Annotated in this window: 14 protein-coding genes and 1 tRNA gene; 7 read left to right on the forward strand and 8 right to left on the reverse strand. The window is 67.5% G+C overall.

The features are described 5' to 3' along the window. Nucleotides 1–18 precede the first annotated feature (18 nt). Nucleotides 19–2,409, reverse strand: a complete 2,391-nt coding sequence (locus OG558_RS01265) for a LuxR C-terminal-related transcriptional regulator (RefSeq protein WP_405068571.1) — start codon at nucleotides 2,407–2,409, stop codon at nucleotides 19–21. A gap of 120 nt (nucleotides 2,410–2,529) precedes the next feature. On the opposite strand from OG558_RS01265, the gene OG558_RS01270 reads away from it, so the two are divergent. Continuing rightward, a complete protein-coding gene (locus OG558_RS01270) occupies nucleotides 2,530–3,108 on the forward strand; it encodes a TIGR03086 family metal-binding protein (RefSeq protein WP_329480915.1) in 579 nt (192 codons plus the stop codon). 190 nt (nucleotides 3,109–3,298) lie between these two features. On the opposite strand, the gene OG558_RS01275 is transcribed toward OG558_RS01270, so the two are convergent. After that, a complete protein-coding gene (locus tag OG558_RS01275; RefSeq protein ID WP_405068572.1) occupies nucleotides 3,299–3,781 on the reverse strand; it encodes a potassium channel family protein in 483 nt (160 codons plus the stop codon). Nucleotides 3,782–4,327: 546 nt separating this feature from the next. Between OG558_RS01275 and OG558_RS01280 the strand changes: the two genes are divergently transcribed. Then, nucleotides 4,328–4,723 carry an SHOCT domain-containing protein gene (locus tag OG558_RS01280; protein WP_329480919.1) on the forward strand — a complete coding sequence of 132 codons (396 nt, stop codon included), beginning with the start codon at nucleotides 4,328–4,330 and terminating at the stop codon, nucleotides 4,721–4,723. Nucleotides 4,724–4,951: 228 nt separating this feature from the next. On the opposite strand, the gene OG558_RS01285 is transcribed toward OG558_RS01280, so the two are convergent. The 3 genes from OG558_RS01285 to OG558_RS01295 form a co-directional block, all read right to left on the reverse strand. Beyond that, nucleotides 4,952–5,215 carry a hypothetical protein gene (locus tag OG558_RS01285; RefSeq protein WP_329480921.1) on the reverse strand — a complete coding sequence of 88 codons (264 nt, stop codon included), beginning with the start codon at nucleotides 5,213–5,215 and terminating at the stop codon, nucleotides 4,952–4,954. A gap of 64 nt (nucleotides 5,216–5,279) precedes the next feature. Continuing rightward, nucleotides 5,280–5,681 (reverse strand): ester cyclase, encoded by a 402-nt coding sequence (locus OG558_RS01290; protein WP_329480923.1) that lies wholly within the window; start codon nucleotides 5,679–5,681, stop codon nucleotides 5,280–5,282. A gap of 94 nt (nucleotides 5,682–5,775) precedes the next feature. After that, the gene (locus OG558_RS01295) at nucleotides 5,776–8,604 is read right to left on the reverse strand and encodes a helix-turn-helix transcriptional regulator (protein WP_405068573.1); all 2,829 of its coding nucleotides are present in this window, start codon (nucleotides 8,602–8,604) and stop codon (nucleotides 5,776–5,778) included. Between the two features lie 309 nt (nucleotides 8,605–8,913). Here OG558_RS01295 and OG558_RS01300 point away from each other — a divergent pair, with 309 nt between their 5' ends. From OG558_RS01300 to OG558_RS01310, 3 genes are read left to right on the forward strand one after another with little or no spacing between them, the layout of a single operon-like run. Beyond that, complete coding sequence (locus OG558_RS01300; RefSeq protein WP_405068574.1) at nucleotides 8,914–9,903, forward strand: helix-turn-helix domain-containing protein; 990 nt, start codon at nucleotides 8,914–8,916, stop codon at nucleotides 9,901–9,903. Nucleotides 9,904–9,943: 40 nt separating this feature from the next. Further along, nucleotides 9,944–10,753, forward strand: coding sequence for a class I SAM-dependent methyltransferase (locus tag OG558_RS01305; protein ID WP_405068575.1), 810 nt, complete (start codon nucleotides 9,944–9,946; stop codon nucleotides 10,751–10,753). Between the two features lie 16 nt (nucleotides 10,754–10,769). Next, entirely contained in the window at nucleotides 10,770–12,164 is a 1,395-nt protein-coding gene (locus OG558_RS01310; RefSeq protein WP_405068576.1) for an aminotransferase class V-fold PLP-dependent enzyme, read from the forward strand. 176 nt (nucleotides 12,165–12,340) lie between these two features. Here the strand turns inward: OG558_RS01310 and OG558_RS01315 are convergent. Then, nucleotides 12,341–12,414 (reverse strand) — tRNA-Met (locus OG558_RS01315). 115 nt (nucleotides 12,415–12,529) lie between these two features. Here OG558_RS01315 and OG558_RS01320 point away from each other — a divergent pair. After that, nucleotides 12,530–13,492 (forward strand): GNAT family N-acetyltransferase, encoded by a 963-nt coding sequence (locus OG558_RS01320; protein ID WP_405068577.1) that lies wholly within the window; start codon nucleotides 12,530–12,532, stop codon nucleotides 13,490–13,492. Between the two features lie 120 nt (nucleotides 13,493–13,612). Next, nucleotides 13,613–14,185: a hypothetical protein gene (locus OG558_RS01325; protein WP_405068578.1), complete on the forward strand. Its 573-nt coding sequence runs from the start codon at nucleotides 13,613–13,615 to the stop codon at nucleotides 14,183–14,185. 62 nt (nucleotides 14,186–14,247) lie between these two features. Here the strand turns inward: OG558_RS01325 and OG558_RS01330 are convergent, their stop codons facing one another. Both OG558_RS01330 and OG558_RS01335 read right to left on the reverse strand, forming a co-directional pair. Next, nucleotides 14,248–17,223: a UPF0182 family protein gene (locus tag OG558_RS01330; RefSeq protein WP_405068579.1), complete on the reverse strand. Its 2,976-nt coding sequence runs from the start codon at nucleotides 17,221–17,223 to the stop codon at nucleotides 14,248–14,250. After that, nucleotides 17,220–17,792, reverse strand: a complete 573-nt coding sequence (locus OG558_RS01335; RefSeq protein ID WP_329480947.1) for a PPA1309 family protein — start codon at nucleotides 17,790–17,792, stop codon at nucleotides 17,220–17,222. The genes OG558_RS01330 and OG558_RS01335 overlap by 4 nt, the downstream gene beginning before the upstream one ends. Nucleotides 17,793–17,845 lie beyond the last annotated feature (53 nt).

The following is a 17,845-nucleotide window of genomic DNA, read 5'->3' on the forward strand; positions in this document are numbered from 1 at the left end:
CGTACCTCGACGCTCAACTCACCCGGGGTTGGTCTCCGTGGCCCGGACGACCACCTCACGGTCGAGGGCCCATCTGGTGGCTGCGGCACGGTTGGTGACCCCGAGCTTTGTATAGATGTGCTGGATGTGGTTGTCGGCCGTCTTCGCCGAGATGAACAACCGTTCGGAGATCTCGCGGGTGGTCGCCCCGTCGGCGATAAGCCGCAGTACCTGTGTCTCGCGAGCTGTCAACCGATCCACCCCGTGCTGGCTGGTCGCTGTGAGCGCACGCCGGGCGAGGTCGATCTGGTGAACCGCGTAGGCAGCGGCGTCGTGGAGGTCCATCGCACCGCCGGCGGAGGCGAACCGTGCCGCCGGCTCGTCGCCGAGCTGGTCGTCGAGTCGCCGGCCCAGATCGGCGAGCGTGGGCACGTGATGGAGGCTGGCCGGTTGGTTGGCCATCGCGCCGAGCATTGTGCGCGCGACACTGGGACGGTCGAGCCGCTCGAACAGGGCGGGCAGGCTGGCCAGTGTGATGACGAGCTGTGCCACTGCTCCGGAGCGCACGAAGGCCCCGATTGACGTGTCGAAGAGGATCAGCGCCGCCTCCAACTGGCCGTCGGAGGTGTGCAAGAGAGCCGCGTCACGGGCCAGGAAGCCCTCGAAGAAGCGAATGTCGTGCTCGCCGAGCTGCGCGACGCCGATGTCCCACATCTCCAGCGCGTGCTGCGGGTCCGTTTTCGAGTGGGCAAGCCCGACGATCCACAGGGTGTAGACCAGCCAGAACGGATTGCCGACCTCTCGTGCAGCCGCAACGGCATCCCCCGTGAGTTCCAGCGCCTCCTCGACTCGTCCGGCAGACTGCAGACCGTCGATGTACGCGGCGATCCCGTACGCCCGGCCGGCGCCCGCCAGTGCCGCGACGCCCCGGGTCAGCTCGATGTAGCGATCCAGGTTCCCGCTGTAGACCTGTCCAAGCGCTTCGATGAACGTCGCGTAGCCGGGCTCGCACGATTCGTAGCCCGGTCGACTCTCCAGCACGGTCGCCTGATGGGCGTTCTCGGTCGCGACCGCGGCACGTCCGACGAAGCACGCATACCCCGCCGCGGCGTACAGCCTGGGAAGCCGCCGGACGTCGGCCCGGGTCGCCGCCTCGAGCAGAGACTCTGCCCATGCAACGGTCTCGAACAGCTCGACCGAGAACCCCATCAAAGCGGCGTGCGCGGCGATATCGGTGGCCACCTCGGTGTGATCGCGATCGACGCTCCAGTGGAACGCGACCCGTAGGTTCGCCAGCTCCGTTTGCACCCAGTCGACCTGGATGCGCCACTCGGGGCTGTTCCACAGCGTCCATCGTCGAGCCGCCTCGCAGGCGAAGTACGCCGCGTGCCGATCGCGGACCGCGTCGCGTTCGGCGGTCTCGGCCAACCGCTCGTCGGCGAATGCGCGAATCGTCTCGAACAAGCTGTACCGCGTCTGTGCGGAACTGTGGTGGGCGCTCACCACAGACTTGCGCACCAACGAGTCGACGAGCCGCAGCACCTCGATGTCGTCGCTCGCCTGCGCGACGGCACAGAGTGCCGGCAGATCGAAACCTCCGGCGAAAACCGACGCTGCCCGCAGGGCTGCGCGCTCGTCGTCGTTCAACAGGTCGTAGGACCAGCCCACCGCGTGCCGCAGCGTCGCTTGGCGATCGGGACCGAGTTCGGGTCCGGTCAGCAGCCGGAACCGGTCACCAAGCCGGTCGCGCACCTCGACTGCACTCATCGCGGCCATTCGCGCGGCGGCCAGTTCGATGCCGAGAGGGAGCCCGTCGAGCGTCTCGCAGATCTCGATCACCGCGTCCGCGGTCTGCTTGTCGAAGATCCCGAAACCTTGCCGGACAGCGCCGGCACGCTCGGCGAACAGGGTCACCGCGTCGGAGGTCACGGTGCCATCCACAGTCAACGGAGACACGGACCGGACCGTTTCCCCCGGCACTGAAAGGTGCTCTCGCGACGTCACCAGGATCCGGGGCACGGCGGAGCGGGCGAGGATCTCCCCGATCGCCGCCGCGGCTGCCGTACGGACATGCTCGCAGTTGTCTACCAGTATGAGCAGCCGACGACCGGCCAATGCCTCAGCGACCGTCTCGATGACGCGAGCATCTCCTTGTGGAGGGATGCCCAGGGCGGTGGCGATCGCGTCGGGGACCGCGTCGGGGTTACTTACCGGGGCCAGCTCGACGAGCCACGTGCCGTCAGGGAACTCATCGGCAAGGTTCGCGCCGACCGCGAGGGCGAGTCGGCTCTTGCCGACGCCTCCCACGCCGGTGAGGGTGACGAGTTGACGGGAGCGGACCAGCGCGACCAGCTCGGCTACCACCTCGGCGCGCCCGACGAGTGTGGTGGTGGAACGCGGCAGGTTGCCGCGCCTCGGCCCGGGGCTCATGGCTCAGTCTGCACCGACAATCTCGGGTGTGGTGCATCAAGTCGTTTGCGGACCCTATTCTGGGTTCGCTCGGGCGCGCCCGGTTCCGGTGAGCTGCCCGAGCCGATCGGGGGGGACGCGATGGACCATCTGACGCTGCTGGAGTACGCCGCGGACGAGCTGAAGCGGGTGATCACCGGGCTCGACGAGGGTGAGCTGGACGTTGCCACCAACTGCCCACCCTGGACGGTCCGCCGGCTGGCGAGCCACGCCTTGAAGAACCAACTGTTCTGGGCAGGTACTGTCACCGGCCAGAGCCTCATGACATCGGACGAGGCCATGGCCGCGGTGCCCTACGAGGGCGACCTCGCCCCGATTGCCGCGGAGGTCATCGCCCTGGCTCTGCGGTTATGGCGCAGCGACGGCGTGATGACCGCGCAGCACGACACGCCCTTTGGTGTCCTGCCTGGCACCGTCGTCGTGGACTTCGCGGTCATCGACAATGCTGCGCATGCCTGGGACCTGTCGGCGAGCCTAGGGCGCGCGATCGAGCTCTCCCCGGAGTCGATCCCGGCCATGACGGACGTCGTCGCGCTCACCTGCAACGACCAAGCCATAGAGCTGGGTCTGATCAAGCCGCCGACGGTGCCGCCCGTCGATGCCACCGACACCGAACGACTCATGGCGGCGGCCGGCCGCACCATCACACGGCCTGCCTAGGACATGACTGGCGCTCGACCATCACGATCAGGCGAACGTCCGCAGCGCACAGCGGATCCCACAAGGCAAAAGCGACGGCCCGGACCAATGCGCGGGCCTTCTTTCGTGGCGCAGGGTTTCCTACAGATGGTGTGAGTCGAGACGCCGCCCGGCGGTGTGCGAGCGGCGGGCGGGGCCGCTCGCAGCCACGTCAGTTTCCCGTCAGGTCATCCTTTTCATTGGAGCCGGCGCGGCCCCGTTTCACCGCTCCAATCAACACCTGGATACCGAACCCCACCACCACGAGATCCAGCAGCATCTGGGCGGTGACGATCAGGCGAGTTGTCTCGGCCTTTGCGGAGATGTCGCCGAACCCGACGGTCGTGAAGACGGTGACCGTGAAGTAGAGCCCGTCCGATCGGGTCAGGGGCTCGGTGAAATTCGCGGCGTCGTCGAGGCTCAGGATGAAGTAGGTGGATGCGAAGAAGAGCAGAAACAGCGGAGTCGTCATGGCGAGGGACTGGATGGCCCGGATGCCCGGATAGCTCGAACGGACGATGGCCCGCAGCTGCCAAACGATCATCGCGGCGAGCAGCGCGACGCCGATCGCGACCTGGGCGAGCACGTAATTGTCCGACCTGTGACTGAAGGGCAGCAGGTAGTAGAGGGCGATCATCACCGCCGATGTCAGCATGGCCCGCAGCAGCCCACGCGGGATGAGCCGCCGGCGCTGCCCGGGAGGTCAGGGGCTCCACGAGCGCACCCCGCCGATCGTCTCGGCCCGGCCTGCTCGACCAGCAGGTCTTGGGCTTGCTTGATGTCGGACCTGCGCACCGTGCTGAGCCATTCTGGGGTCCTTAGCGTCCATGAACCAGTGGATCAATCGTGAACCTCGGCGGCCAGACGGTGTGGGTGCCGCGCTCGCCGACAGCCCGGCGAGAACCCGAAGACCATTCCGGATGGGCCTGGCACGCTCACCGGGTCGCCCATGGCCGAGCCTCGCGCTTGAGCGGCTCCGCAGCAGGTGCTCGCAGACGGTTCCGGACGTGGCCACATCGGCCCCAGTAGATCCGTTTCGACGGCAGGTGGAACTGGCAGTCGCCGGAAGGCCGTTCACAGTCCGACTCGCCGGGCGAGAAGCTAGCGTTTTGACCGCGTCGTTGCGATGGTGACTTTGTGAATTGTTGGGTACGCGGCGCTCACGGGCGGCGCGTGCCCTCGTGTCTGGGAGGGAATGGCCATGGACGCAATGACGAATGACTTCGGGGAAGTGCTCCTGTGGAGCTTCTGGTTCTTCATCTGGATCGCCGCACTGATGGTGTGGTTCCGATGCCTGTGGGACCTGTTCAGCGACCACTCGCTCAGCGGTTGGGCAAAGGCCGGATGGGCGATCCTGCTCATCTTCGTACCGTGGCTGGGGGCACTGATCTACCTCATCGTTCGAGGCCGGAGCATGAGCGATCGGCAGCAGAAGGCGTTCGCGCAGCAGAAGGCCGCGCAGGACAAGTACATCCAGGAGGTCGCAAGCACCTCCAAGAGCCCGGCCGACGAGATTGCACGCGCCAAAGACCTGCTCGATTCCGGAACGATCACACAGGAGGAGTACGACTCCCTGAAAACCAAGGCGCTGGCCTGACCACGTCAGACACAGCAAGGCGAAGGCCCGGACCTGATGGTCCGGGCCTTCTTCCGTAGCGGGGGCAGGATATGAACCTGCGAACTCTGCGGTGTCTCAGGCTCGACTGGGCGACGTCATACGCACAGCTTTTCGGCGCTGCTTGGCGTCCGCGACTGCTGGCGTCAGCACCCTGAAGTGTGATCGAGGAACTCACCGCCCTGTGGCTCGCCTGGTGCCGTGCCCGCCCTACGCCTCGACGTAGACCGTCATGGGCATGATGACCCCATGTGACTCCGCCTGGGCGGCCATCTCTGGGGGAAGCGAGGACAGCAACGCCTTGAGGGGCTCCAGGTCATCGATGTCGAACATCAAGGCGGCGTGTCTGGTCCCGTCCAGGGCGACCAGGTCGGTGACCTCCGTGGCACCCGGCAGGGCCGCGGCGCGCTCGGCCTTTCCCCCAAGCCAGCGGTCGACATCCTGGACGGCGTGGGTAATGACGATTCTCGGCACTGGATCTTCTCCTCTCGAATGGCGACAGACAAGCTCCGGGCAACCCACCCTGAGCCGGCCGCTGCTACGCCGGAGCGCCTGTGGGGACGACGCCGAGCTGCTGCATGAGCGACAGCATGTCCGCGACACCCCAGTGCTCGCAGAGCAGACCGGCTCCGTCGAACCGCATGATGTCGATGAGCTCCACGTCGACGCCCGTACCGGTCGGCGGCACTCCCATGAATTCACCCCGGTGGGTCCCCGTGGCCCTGACCCGGGCCACGGTCTTGTCCCCGTCGGAGATCAGGTCCTCGACGTTCATCCGAAAGTCGGGAAACGACGTCAGCAACGCCCGGAAGAAGTCGAGCATCCCCTCCTTCGTGGTGGGAAAGCCCAGCCCACCCTGGTGCTCGACGAAATCGTCCGCGACCAGGTCGGCGAACCTGGCGATGTCTCCCGCAGTGATCAGCTCGTAGGTACTCCGCATCGTCGCAGCGTGGTCCACCGTGACACCCCTTGTCCGTGGTTGCAGCGCGAGTCGCTGCCTGCGTTGATTCTGTGAGCCGCGAGCGGCGAAGACATCACTCGACCGCGTGATGTACGACGGCGGCGAGCCCGACCCGGTTCGTCACGCCCAGCTTGGTGAACACGTGCCGGAGATGGGTGTTGACGGTGTGCGGCGAGATGTAGAGCCGCCTGGCCACGGCACCGTTCGTGAGTCCCTCTGCGACCAGCCGCGACACCGCCTGCTCGGTCGTGGTGAGGCTCTCCCAGCCCGCCATCGGCCGCTGCCTCGATCCACGCGAGCCACGCCGGACGCCGAGTGCGCGCAACCGCCCCCGGACGCGGCCTGCCCAGGCATCGGCACCCGCCTGCTCGTAGCGCTCCAGTGCCTCCGTCAGCAGCGCCGCCGACTCGTCGCGCCGCCCACCCTGGGCCAGCAGCCTCGCCGCGTCCTCGCACGCGCCGGCGTGCTCGACGAGGAGCGGCGCCTGGCGCGCGAGCGAGACCGCCTGGAGCATCGGCTCGACCTCGCCGTCGACCATGCCCTGGCAGCGCAGCGCCAGGGACCGCACCGTGGGCACCTCCGGTGCAAGGGCCACTCCCTCTGCGACGGCGCCCGCCACTTCGGCCGCGATGTCACGATGACCCAGCGCCAGGCCCAGGCGCACGAGGTCGGGCGCGAGACAGCGATGGTAGAAACGGCTCTCCCGTGCCGCGTCGAACCGCCAGCACCGCAGGAGCAGGTCGTACGCAGCCTGATGGTCGTCCTCGGCCGCCCGCAGCCCGGCCACCGCGAAGGCGAGGACTCCAGCGTTGTAGCTCAGCTGGTCGCCATCCAGCGAGGTGGCGATTCCGGCGGTCAGCTCGTTAGCGGCCCGGTGATCTCCCACGGCCGTCGCGATGATCGCCCGATAGGCGAGCGACTGAGACACCAGGAGTGGGTTGCCCTTCTCCTGCGCGGCCTGGCCGCCGGCGATGAGGCCGGGTACAGCGTCGTCCCACTCCCCGATGGCGAAGGACGCCTGGGCGTCGGCCATGAGCGTCTCGCTGAGCCACCACCCCGCGCCGAACTCGTCGTCCAGAGCAGCTCGGTACGCCGCTCGCGCCTCGCCGACAAGGTCACAGTCGAACAGCGCCAGACCGAGGAAGAACTTCGGCTGCAGCGGCAGCGATCTCGTGTCGGGCGAGTCGGCTGCCAGCAGAGCTGCCCGCTGGGCGTGGGTCAGCGCTTCACCGAAGCGGCCCTGCCGGCCCACCGCCACCATCAACGCCGTCAGTGCCCACACCGTCATCGCCGGATCGCTCGCCTGCTCGGCGATGGCGAGTCCCTCGCCGGCGGACACTTCACCCGCCCGCGGGTCGCCTGTGTAGGTCAGAGCCCAGCTCTGCTGGGCCAGCATCAGCACCTGGTCGGACGGCTGAAGCCGGATAGAGCCGGCGAGGCTGGCCTGGACGACGGCGACCAGCTCGGCAGTGCGGTTCTGGAGGGCCAGTGCACTGACAAGCGCAACGCGCAACGGTGTGTCCACATCTGTGGCGTGGTGCCGGGCGAGCACTGTTTGCGCGCGGTCCGACGCCTCGGCCACTTTCCCGGCGCGCAGCAGCGCCTGGACCAGTTCCGCCGACACCAGATCCGCCTCGCGATGACCGCCGGGCAGCAACGCCTCGGCGCGGCGCATGAGCTCGAGGGTGACCGACGGCGCCCGACCCGACGCCTCACGGGCGGCGTCCCGCAGCCAGGCAACCGCCTGCTCGTCACCCCGCTCCGCGCCGAGGATCAGATGGTCCGCCACCTCCAGTCGATCAGCGCCTCCGGCCATGAGCACGACCGCTGCCTCACGATGCAGGAGGCGGCGGACCGGGGGCGGCACGTGCTGGTAGATCGCGTCATGCACGAGCTGGTGCCGGAACACGATGCGTTCGTCCGCCTCGTCCAGGAGCTGAGCATCGAACGCAGGGCTGAGCTGCCCGACCACCTGGGCCGGCGCCCGGCCGGTGACAGCGGCGACGTCGCGAAGCGAAACGGCATCGCCCAGAACAGCCGTGACCTGCAGCAGTTCCAGCGTTGCCGGGGGCAGGTCGCGAAGCCGCCGAACCACGAGGTCACCCAGCGAGGCCGGCAACTCCGAGGTCGTCACGTCGATGATGTCCCCGGTGCGGCGCAGCAGTCCTTCATCGGCCAGTGAGCGCACGATGGCCACGGCCCACAGCGGGTTCCCACTGGCCTTGGCCAGCATGGCGGTCAGGGCGGGGCCAGGAGATCCTCCGAGCACGTCGCGGGCGAGCTCGGCCACCTCGTCGGACGACAACGGCTGAAGCCGCAGGGTGCGCGCGCCTCCGGCCGCCAGATCAGCGAGCAGCCGTTCCACCTGAGCGGGCTGCGGCGAGGACCGGGCCGTCACCACGACAAGCAACGCGGCCAGGGGAAGCTGGCGTGCCACCGACAGGATCGTCAGGAGGCTTGCGTTGTCGGCCCAGTGGATGTCCTCGGCCACGAGCAGCATCGGGCTCTCGGAGCACGTGCTCTCGACCAGGTCCACGATTTCCTCGACGACCCGGTACTGGATGTCGCCGGCGGCGAGCGCAGGCACCCCCGAGCCCCGGCCGCCCAGCAGCTCGCCGATCGCAGCCCTCCGGGGATCAGGCGACCGCCGGCTCAGACCAAGAGCCGCAGCGACCACACCGAACGGGCGGGTGCGCTCGAAGGGATGTGCCTGGCCGCCGTACACGGCAACTCCACGAGAACGCGCGTCGTCGACGACGCACTCCACCAGGCGGGTCTTGCCAATGCCGGCTTCCCCCTCGATCACCAGCACCGACGCCCTGCCCTCGCTGAGATCGCGCACGGCAGCCGCAGCCAGGCCAAGCTCGGCCTCCCGACCCACCAGTCCCCCCGCCGAAGACATATTCAAAGGCTCTCCCACGCCAGCACCAGAGTCCAGCTGTCGAAGTCGGGCGAGCACTCCGCGGCCGCGCGGTCATTCTGGGTAGTGTGCGGGGGCAGGATTTGAACGTGCGACCTCTGGGTTATGAGTGCGTACTACTTCACCAACCGCCGTCGCGGACACCTCGCACAGCGGGTCGCCGTACCCGACCCCACCAACGGGGCAGTGCGCACAGCATGGCCGGCGCCGTACCCCACCATCGAGGCCAAATCCCGGCGAATGCCGGCGCTTCAGCGGCGTAGTCTGAGAGTGCGTGGGTGGGAGAATCCGATGAGCACGCTGATCCGCACTGATGAAGTACCCGTGGCCGATCGCCTCGACTACGTTCGGGAGATGACCGCCGCCACCTGGGTGCCGATGGAGTGCCGCGCGGATACAGGCGGCGCGTACTGGGGTGTGTTCCGCGCCAGCGGCATCGGACCGCTGCAGGTCGTGGTGATGGACGTCATGCCGATCACGGTGATCCGCACGCCCAAGTTGATCGAGCAGCAGGATCCGGACTTGCTCAAGATGCTCTTGGTGTGCGGAGAAGGCTCCAGCGTCGTCACGCAGGATGGCCGGCAGGCGCGGATATCCACAGGCGATTTCGCCCTCTACGACACCCGCCGGCCCTACCAGGTGGCCTGCGCGGTCGACCGGGATGCGCCGAGCCGCTTGTTGACGTTCATGTTCCCGCCGTCGCTGCTGCCGCTGTCGCGGAATCAACTGCCGAGCCTCACCGCTACGCGTTTCGGGGCCACCACCGGTCTCGGCAATCTGACGTCGCAGTTCCTGCTTCAACTGGCCAGCAACGTGGACCACTACAGCCCAGCGGAGGCGGCGCGGCTGTCCACGGCCGCGCTCGAGGTCCTGGCGACACGATTGGCGCACGAACTGGAGCTCGACAGGTGGGGCGCGCCCGAGGCCCGCCGGCACGCCTTGCTCACCGCAGTGCAGGCCTTCATTCACCAACACCTGGGAGATTCACTGCTGACCCCGAGCGCCGTGGCCGCGGCCCATCACATATCCCTGCGATCGCTGCACCAGCTCTTCCACGACCAGGGCCTGACAGTGGCCGGCTACATCAGGCAGCGACGGCTGGAGCAGTGTCGCCGTGATCTCGCCGATCCTGCATTGGCGTCCCGCTCGGTCGCAGCCATCGCGACCTCCTGGGGGTTCACCAACGGTGCGGACTTCAGCCGGGCATTCCGCTCCGCCCATGGCATGCCTCCTGCGGAGTACCGCAGATCTGCACGCCTTGCCAACACGTCTGCGCGCTAGCCCAACGACAGGGCGCTGGTTCGCGTCGATCCTGACAGCCATGAGTACCTATGTGTTCGACCAGGCATGGCAAAAGGAACGGGATCGGCTGACCGCGCTGGAGTCGCTTTATGACGGCGCTTCCCGCCGGTTGCTGGACGGTCTCGGCCTCACGACCGGATGGCGGTGCCTGGAGGTCGGCTCTGGCGCGGGCGGCATCGCGATATGGCTGGCCGATCGAGTCGGCGAGGCGGGCCACGTGCTCGCCACCGACCTGGACACGCGATTCCTCGATGTGCACGGCCGGGCCAACCTCGAGGTGCGAACCCACAACATCGTCAGCGATCCACTCGATGAGGCCGCTTTCGACCTGATCCATGCCCGGGCCGTGGTCGAGCACCTGGCCGACCGAGAACAGGTTGTGAAGCGCCTGGCAACCGCTTTGCGTCCCGGCGGCTGGCTGCTCATCGAGGAGGTGGACTTCGGTGGTGCGACGGCGGGCATGCTGGCGGAGTACGTCAGCGCGCCCGAGCGCCAGCGGCTCGCCATGGAGCGGATCTACGTCGCCGTCTCGAACGTCTTTTCTGCCATCGGCGCCGATCCGTCGTACGGCAGGCGATTGGTCGGCGTGCTGGCCGATGCCGGGCTCGCCCACATCGCCGCGGAGCTGCATGCGCCGGTGGTGACCGGAGGCAGCGAGCAGTGGACGCGGGGCAGCGTCGAGCAGCTCGGCCAGCGGATCGTCGCCACCGGCGACGCGACCGCTGAGGACGTCAAGTGGTTCCTCGCCGCCAGCGGGAAGGCTGACTTCCACTACCTTCCGCCGCTTATGGTGAGCGCGTGGGGACAGCGAGATCCCCACGGGTCCTGACGGGCGGTGAGTCCCGATGTGGACCCGTCCGCGCGACCAACAGGTAGGCCTCCCCACCCACACCCTCGACGTCGACCGGGTCAGATCGCACTTCGACTTCGCCGACCTCGGCCGGGTCGTCACGAACAACGCGGCGAGCACCCAGCCGCCTCGGGAGCTGGCCGCGCTCTTGGTGACGCTGACGAAGGGCTACGAGAACGTGCACCGCGGTCAGTCGATCGCCTCACAACAGACGACCGAACTCTTCGAGGCGTCCTACGACACCTTCGCCCAGTGGCTCAACGCGCCGAGCCGGCGCACCATCGCGACCTACCGCAACACCACCGAGGCAATCAACGCGGTGATGTACTCGCTACTGACAGATTTCCGTGACGGCGACAACGTCGTGACCACGATGCTGGAGCACAACTCCGACTTCGTGCCGTGGTACGGCATGTGCCGCGAGATCCTGCCGCGCTTCGGACGTCACGTCGAGTGCCGCCTCGCCCGCTTCGACCATCGGACCGGCGAGCTCGACCTGGACCACCTCGCCGAGCTGGTCGATCACAGGACCAAGCTCGTCTGCGTGACCGGGGCCTCGAACTTCCTCGGCACCAAACCCCCGCTGACCCTGATCCGCGCCATCGCCGATGGCAGCGGCTACCGGCGAGACGACGGGAGCTCGGGATCGCTACTGCTCGTCGACGCCGCTCAGCTGGTCCCCAGCAGCTACGTCGACGTGCAGCGGCTCGACGTGGACTACTTGGCCTTCTCCTGCCACAAGGTGTTGGCGCCGTTCGGTGTCGGCATCCTCTATGCCAAGGAGCGGCTGTTGGCGCAGGCACGGCCGTTCCTCTACGGCGGCGACATGATCGCCACGGGCCGGGTAGCGCCGGACCGGGTGGAGTACAACGACCTTCCCTGGAAGTACGCCGCCGGCACCCCCAACATCCTCGGCGTGATCGTCTCCGCCTACGCACTGCGACTCCTGCCCGACCTGGTCGGCGTGGACGGGTCCACGCGCTGGTTCACCTCGACGGCGCCGCTCCCGGCCCCACTCGTCGCAGAAACAATGAACCGCGTGGGCCGGCACACGGCCGAGCTGACCGATCTGGCATTGTGCGAAGCGATGTCGATCGATGGGCTCAGCTGCTACGGGCCGGCGGCCGGATTGCCGCGATCGCCGCTGCTGGCGTTCAACGTGGCGGGCGTCGACCCGTTCGCCCTTGCCGAAAACCTCGGCCGACTGGGTGTCGAGGCTCGGGCGGGCTGTCACTGCGCGACCCTGGCCCATCGCGACCTCGGCCTGGACCCTCCCGCCAGTTGCCGGCTGAGCTTCGCCCTCTACAACAGTCGCGACGACATGACCTACGCGATGGACGCCGTACGCCGGGTGACAGACCAGCTGCGCCGCCGGCCCGGCCTGACATGACGCTGGAGGCCTGGGGTGGAGGTCGGCGGTTCACGCTAAGCAAACGCGAAGCCCAACAGACGTGATGCCGCACCGACGCCCAGAAGCGTCGCGCTAGCGAGATCTCCAGGAGGACAAGCCCCAGGTCAGACACAGCAAAGCGAAGGCCCGGACCATCAGGTCCGGGCCTTCTTCCGTAGCGGGGGCAGGATTTGAACCTGCGACCTCTGGGTTATGAGCCCAGCGAGCTACCGAGCTGCTCCACCCCGCGTCGTTGTGTCTTTAGTTTAGAGGATCGGGGCTGAGCAACCAAATCGGGTCCCGGTGTGGCTCCGGCACGGTGAAGAACGCGTGTCAGCGGCGGTCGGGCGGCGTACCGTCCGGGTATGTCGAGACACGTCATCCGGCCGTTCGAGGAGGCGGATCTGCGTGCGGCCGCCGGTCTGCTCGCGCAGCGGCACAAGGACCACCGCAAGCGTCACCCTCTGCTCCCCGCCGAGTATGAGGACGAGCAGCTCGCCCTGGTCGAGGTCACCGCAGTGTGGGAGAGCGAGAGCGCATCCGGTGCGGTGCTGACCGAAGGCGACGAGGTGACCGGCTATCTGCTGGCCGCTCCCAAGACGTCACCCGTGTGGGGTCCGAACATCTGGGTGGAGTCCGCGGGCCACGCCGTACGTGAGCCTGAACACATCCGCGATCTGTACGCCGCTGCGGCCACCAAGTGGGTGGACGACGGCCGTATCGCGCACTACGTGCTCGTGCCCGACGACGCGGAGCTGATCGACGCGTGGTTCCGGCTGGGTTTCGGCTCGCAGCATGCCCACGCGATCCAGCCTGCGCTGACCACACCACTTCCGCCGCGGGATCTCGTCGTACGACGGGCGGTGCGCGAGGACATCGCCGTACTGGCGGAGCTGGATCTGGTACTGCCTCAGCACCAGGCGCTCTCACCGGTGTTCTCCGCCGGGGGCATGCCCACGCTCGAGGAGGCGCTGGCGGACTGGGAGGAGTCGATCGACGACCAGGACTATGTGACCTTCGTTGCCGAGTACAACGGTCAGGTGATCGGGTCGTCGATCGGGTGTTCGTTGGAGAAGTCCAGTAGCCACACCGGGCTGGCTCGGCCGGACAACGCCGGCTTCCTCGGGTTCGCCGCCGTGCTGCCGGCCGCTCGAGGGCTGGGCGCGGGGCGGGCGTTGGGTGAGGCTGTGCTGCAGTGGTCGGCCGATACCGGGTACATATCTGTGGTGACCGACTGGCGGGTGACGAACCTGCTGTCGTCTCGCACGTGGCCGAGGTTGGGGTTCCGGCAGACGTTCCATCGGCTGCATCGACTGATCGGGTACTGATCGGGCCGGGTTGTCCACAGGTTCGAATTCGTCGGCCGGGCGGCGTGGTGATCGCTGCATCTTCTTGGGCAAGAAGGCGTTTCGCAGCAGGCGGGGCGTCGCGGTTCCCAGGAGGCAACCATGTCGCGTACTTCCCTTCGTTCCCGAGTCGTGCCGTCGACCCGTCGTATCGTCATCGGGAGCGCGGTCGTCCTCGCCTCACTCGGCGCCTGGACGACCACCGCGACGGCGGCGAGCGCGATCGATCCGGCGTACTCCGTCGCACCTCCATCGACTGAGCAAAGGGCATGCACCTTGGACGGCTTCGTGATCGAGCACCTACCCGACGGCATCGGTACGCCGAGCGACTTCGAGTACGAGTGGGAGGACGTGAGCTTCCACAGCCGGGTCTGGGAGACCGGCCCGGATCCGGAGGGTGCGTTCAAGGTCGATCTGACCGTGAAGACGCTCCGCGGGGAGAAACTCACCGACCTCGAGGCGCTGAAGACCTTCCTGATCGAGTACGAGGAGAAGGATCCGGACAGCTGGGAGCTGACCCCGGTCAAGGTCGGTGGGTACGACGGCCTGTTCACGGGGGACGAGGTGTTCTACTTCGTCGCGCCGGGGGTAGCGGCCGAGGTCACGATCGACCACGACCGCTTCACCGACGAGGACGTTCTCGACACGGCTGCCGGCTTCCATCCGGAGACGTGATGTCGTAGGCATCCTGCACGACACCGGTGCTCTAGGCAACGAAATGGGGCGGCGCCTGTGGATCAGCCAGTTGGTGACGCCGACGGAGTCGGTGGCGCCGGGGTTCCGGACGGTGTCGTCGTCGGTGTCCCGGTCGGCGCCGGGGTGGTGGGTGCAGCGCCGGCTGCCACAGCCCTGTCGATCGCGTTCTTCATGTTGTTGACCTGAACCTGGTATTCGGCCAGGTTGCCCGCCTTCAGGGCAGCCTGGGCAGCCGTGTACGCGGCTTGTGCCTCGGCCAGCGCCTGCTTGACCGTCGGGTTCACCGGCGAGGTCGGCGTCTTCGAACCGGGGGGTTGCTCACCGGTATCGACGCTGGTGTTGAACACCTTGTTCAACGCTTCGGTCAGCGTCGCGCCGAAGGCGACCCGATCACCGAAGGAGACCAGCACGTACCGGAGCACCGGATAACTACCGGGTCCACTGGTCCGGACCGAGTACACGGGCTGGACATAGAGCAGGCCACCACCGAGCGGCAGCGTCAGCAAGTTGCCGAACTGGGCTCTAGCGCCGCTGGTCGGCTGGTTGATCGGCAGCAGCGCCGTTCTGATGCCGTCGTCGGTCTGGAACTTGTTGAAGACCTGTCCTGGACCGGGTATCTGCAGGTTCCCTGGCAATCGGAGAATCCGGAATTGGCCATAGTCCGGCGACGAGGCCTCGGAGTCGACGGCCATGAACGCCGTGAGGTTCTCACGTTCGGCGTTCGGCACGTACACCGACGTCAGGGAGAACTTCGGATCGGTCTGACCGGGCATCCGCAACGAGAGATAGAAGGGCGGTTGTTTGATTTGAGCGGACGAGTCGCTGCCGGACGTCACCGCAGTGGGGTCGGCCGGGACGCGCCACAGGTCGCTGTTCTGGTACCAGGTGCCGGCATCCGTCACGTGGTACTTGGCCAGCAGGTCGCGCTGGACCTTGAACATGTCCTCCGGGTAGCGCAGGTGCAACATCAGCTGCGGCGAGATGTCCGCGCGCGGCTTCACCGTGCCGGGGAACGCCTTCATCCAGGTCTTCAGGACGGGGTCGCTCTCGTCCCAGGCGTACAGCTGGACCGATCCGTCGTACGCGTTGACGACGGCCTTGACCGAGTTGCGGATGTAGTTGATCTGCTCGCTCGGCTGCTGCGCGATGGTGCCGCGGCCGGTCGTGGTGTCCCGGGTGCTGTCGTCCAGGGCGACCTTCTCGGAGTACGGGTAGTTCGCCGAGGTGGTGTAGCCGTCGACGATCCAGACGACCTGACCGTCCACGATCGCCGGGTACGGGTCGCCGTCCGGTGTCAGCCACGGCGCCGCCTTCTCGACCCGCTCCCGCGGACTGCGGTCGTAGAGGATCTTCGAGTCGGTGTTCACCCGGCTGGACAGCAGGAGGTTCGCGTCCCGGAACTTCGTTGCGTAGAGCAACCGGTTGCCGAACGAGCCGATCGGGACACCGCCCTTGCCCTGGTAGGTGTTGAGTGTCGGGTCCCCGCCGTTCTTGCCCTCCGGGGTGTCGAGCTCGACCGCTTGGCCACCCTTCGGCCCGCCGACGATCGAATAATCCGGCGACTGCTCGCCGAAGTAGATCCGCGGTTCATAATCACCGAGGTCGCCGGTCGGCGGCAGGTCCTTCTCCGACCACACCGGCGTACCGTCCGCGGCGCGCTGGTTGCCGTTGGCAGCGACGACGCCGTAACCGTGGGTGTAGACGGTGTGGTCGTTGTTCCAGTTGCGCTGGCCGGCCGGCAACCTATCGACCTGCACCTCGCGGACCGCGATCACGGTGTCGTTGACCTTGTCGCCGATCTTGTACCGGTCGACGTCGAGATCGGTCGGGAACGAGTAGAAGCCACGGACCTGCTGGAGCTGCTCGAAGGTCGGACCGACCACGGTCGGGTCGATCAGCCGGATCCCGGGCAGCACCTCGGTGTCAGCGAGCAGCTCGGACGGCGTCGCCGTCGTCTTCGCCGCATAGTTGATGACCTGGGTCTTCTCCAGGCCGTAGGCCTGGCGGGTCGCCTCGATGTTCTTGGTGATGTACGGCGCCTCGCGCACCGGCTCGCTCGGACGGACCCGCAACTGCTGCAGCGCGGCCGGCCACAGGGCACCGAGCAGGATCGCCGACAGGATCAGCACGACCGTGCCCACGCCGGGCAGCAACCAGGTCTTGCGGACCACATTGGCAAAGAACAGGCCGGCGCACAGCACCGCGATGACGGCCAGGATCTCCTTGCTGGGCAGGACGGCGTTATCGCCGGTGTAGGAGATACCGGTGAACAGTCTGCTGTCCGAGGTCGTCAGGCCGAACCGGTCCAGCCAGTAGCTGAAGGCCTTGAGCAGGACGAGCAGACCGAGCAGCACCGAGAACTGCACCTGCGCCGCGCCGGAGGCCTTCTGGCCCTTCGCGGACGGACGGAAACCGCCGTACAGGTAGTGGGTGATGATCGCGGCGACCAGCGAGAGCAGCACGATCGAGTAGCCGAAGCCGAGCAGCACGCGCAGCCACGGGTAGTCGAAGACGAAGAACGCGATGTCCTTGTTGAAGTGCTTGTCGGTGACGCCGAACGGAGTCCGGTTCCGCCAGGCCAGGAAGACCTTCCACTCCCCCGACGCGGCCGAGCCGCCGAACACCAGCATGAGGGTCGCGACCACGCCGATCGCGATCTTCCCGCGCTGCTGCAGCAGATCGCCGTACCGCTCGAAGCCGGGGCTGGGCGACGGTGCGAGGGCGACCCGCGGCCGGGTGCGGAAGGCGATCACGATGTTCGCAACGACCGCGGTCGCCATCAGCAGACCGACCACGAAGAACAGCAGCACCCGGGTCCCGAGCACGGTGCTGAACACGGAGCCAAGATCGACCGAGCGGTACCAGAGCCGCTGCGTCCAGACATCGGTGAAGACGCTGAAGAGGATCAGCAGGACGATCAGCGTGGCGATCGTCGGCAGGAGGGCCCGGGGACGTCCTCCAGATGTTCGCCGCGGCCGCCGCGGCTCCTCCGGCATGTCGTAGACGCCGTCACTCATCGTCGGTTCTCCTCGTCGTCACTCATGCCGTCGACCCCAGGACCCCGGCCCGGCCGGCTACCGACCGAAGGTTCGAATGTCAATGACAGTACTTCGCAAAGCGTGGGGACCAAGTCCGTGCCGGTCAGCACGGCGCTGTCCTCGTCGTGGGAGCGCAGCCGGACGGCGCCGAAGCGGTCGCCCTCGCGGAGCACCGCAGCGATCATGCGGACCTCGTGCCGGCGCGGGTCGCTGCCGGCCATCCGGGCGAGTTCGGCGTCGGACTCGACGCTGGACAGACCCGCCTCGGCGGAGGCCGGCAGCACGATCCGCTCGATCGCGAGCGCACAACCGGTCACGCCGTCGGGCCATTCGATCCGGGCCAGCGCGTCGGCCAGGTGCTCGTCCTCGAGAACGCCGGGCAGCTCACCCTGGGCAACCGGGGTCAGGGGCTGGGACGCATCCTCGGTGCCGAGTTCCGCGGCCAACTGGGGCTCGGCGCGGAGCAGTTCCTCGGTCGGGACCAGCGCGAACAACTGCGCGGGCTGGTCCCAGCCCGCGCTGCTCACGTGCTTCTCGATCTCGATCACTGCGCGACTGAGCGCGTCAGGAGGAAGAGTGCCTACGGAATCCATGCCGGCAG

Origin of the sequence: Kribbella sp. NBC_01510 (genome assembly GCF_045040325.1) — a bacterium.
In the GTDB taxonomy this organism is placed as follows: domain Bacteria; phylum Actinomycetota; class Actinomycetes; order Propionibacteriales; family Kribbellaceae; genus Kribbella.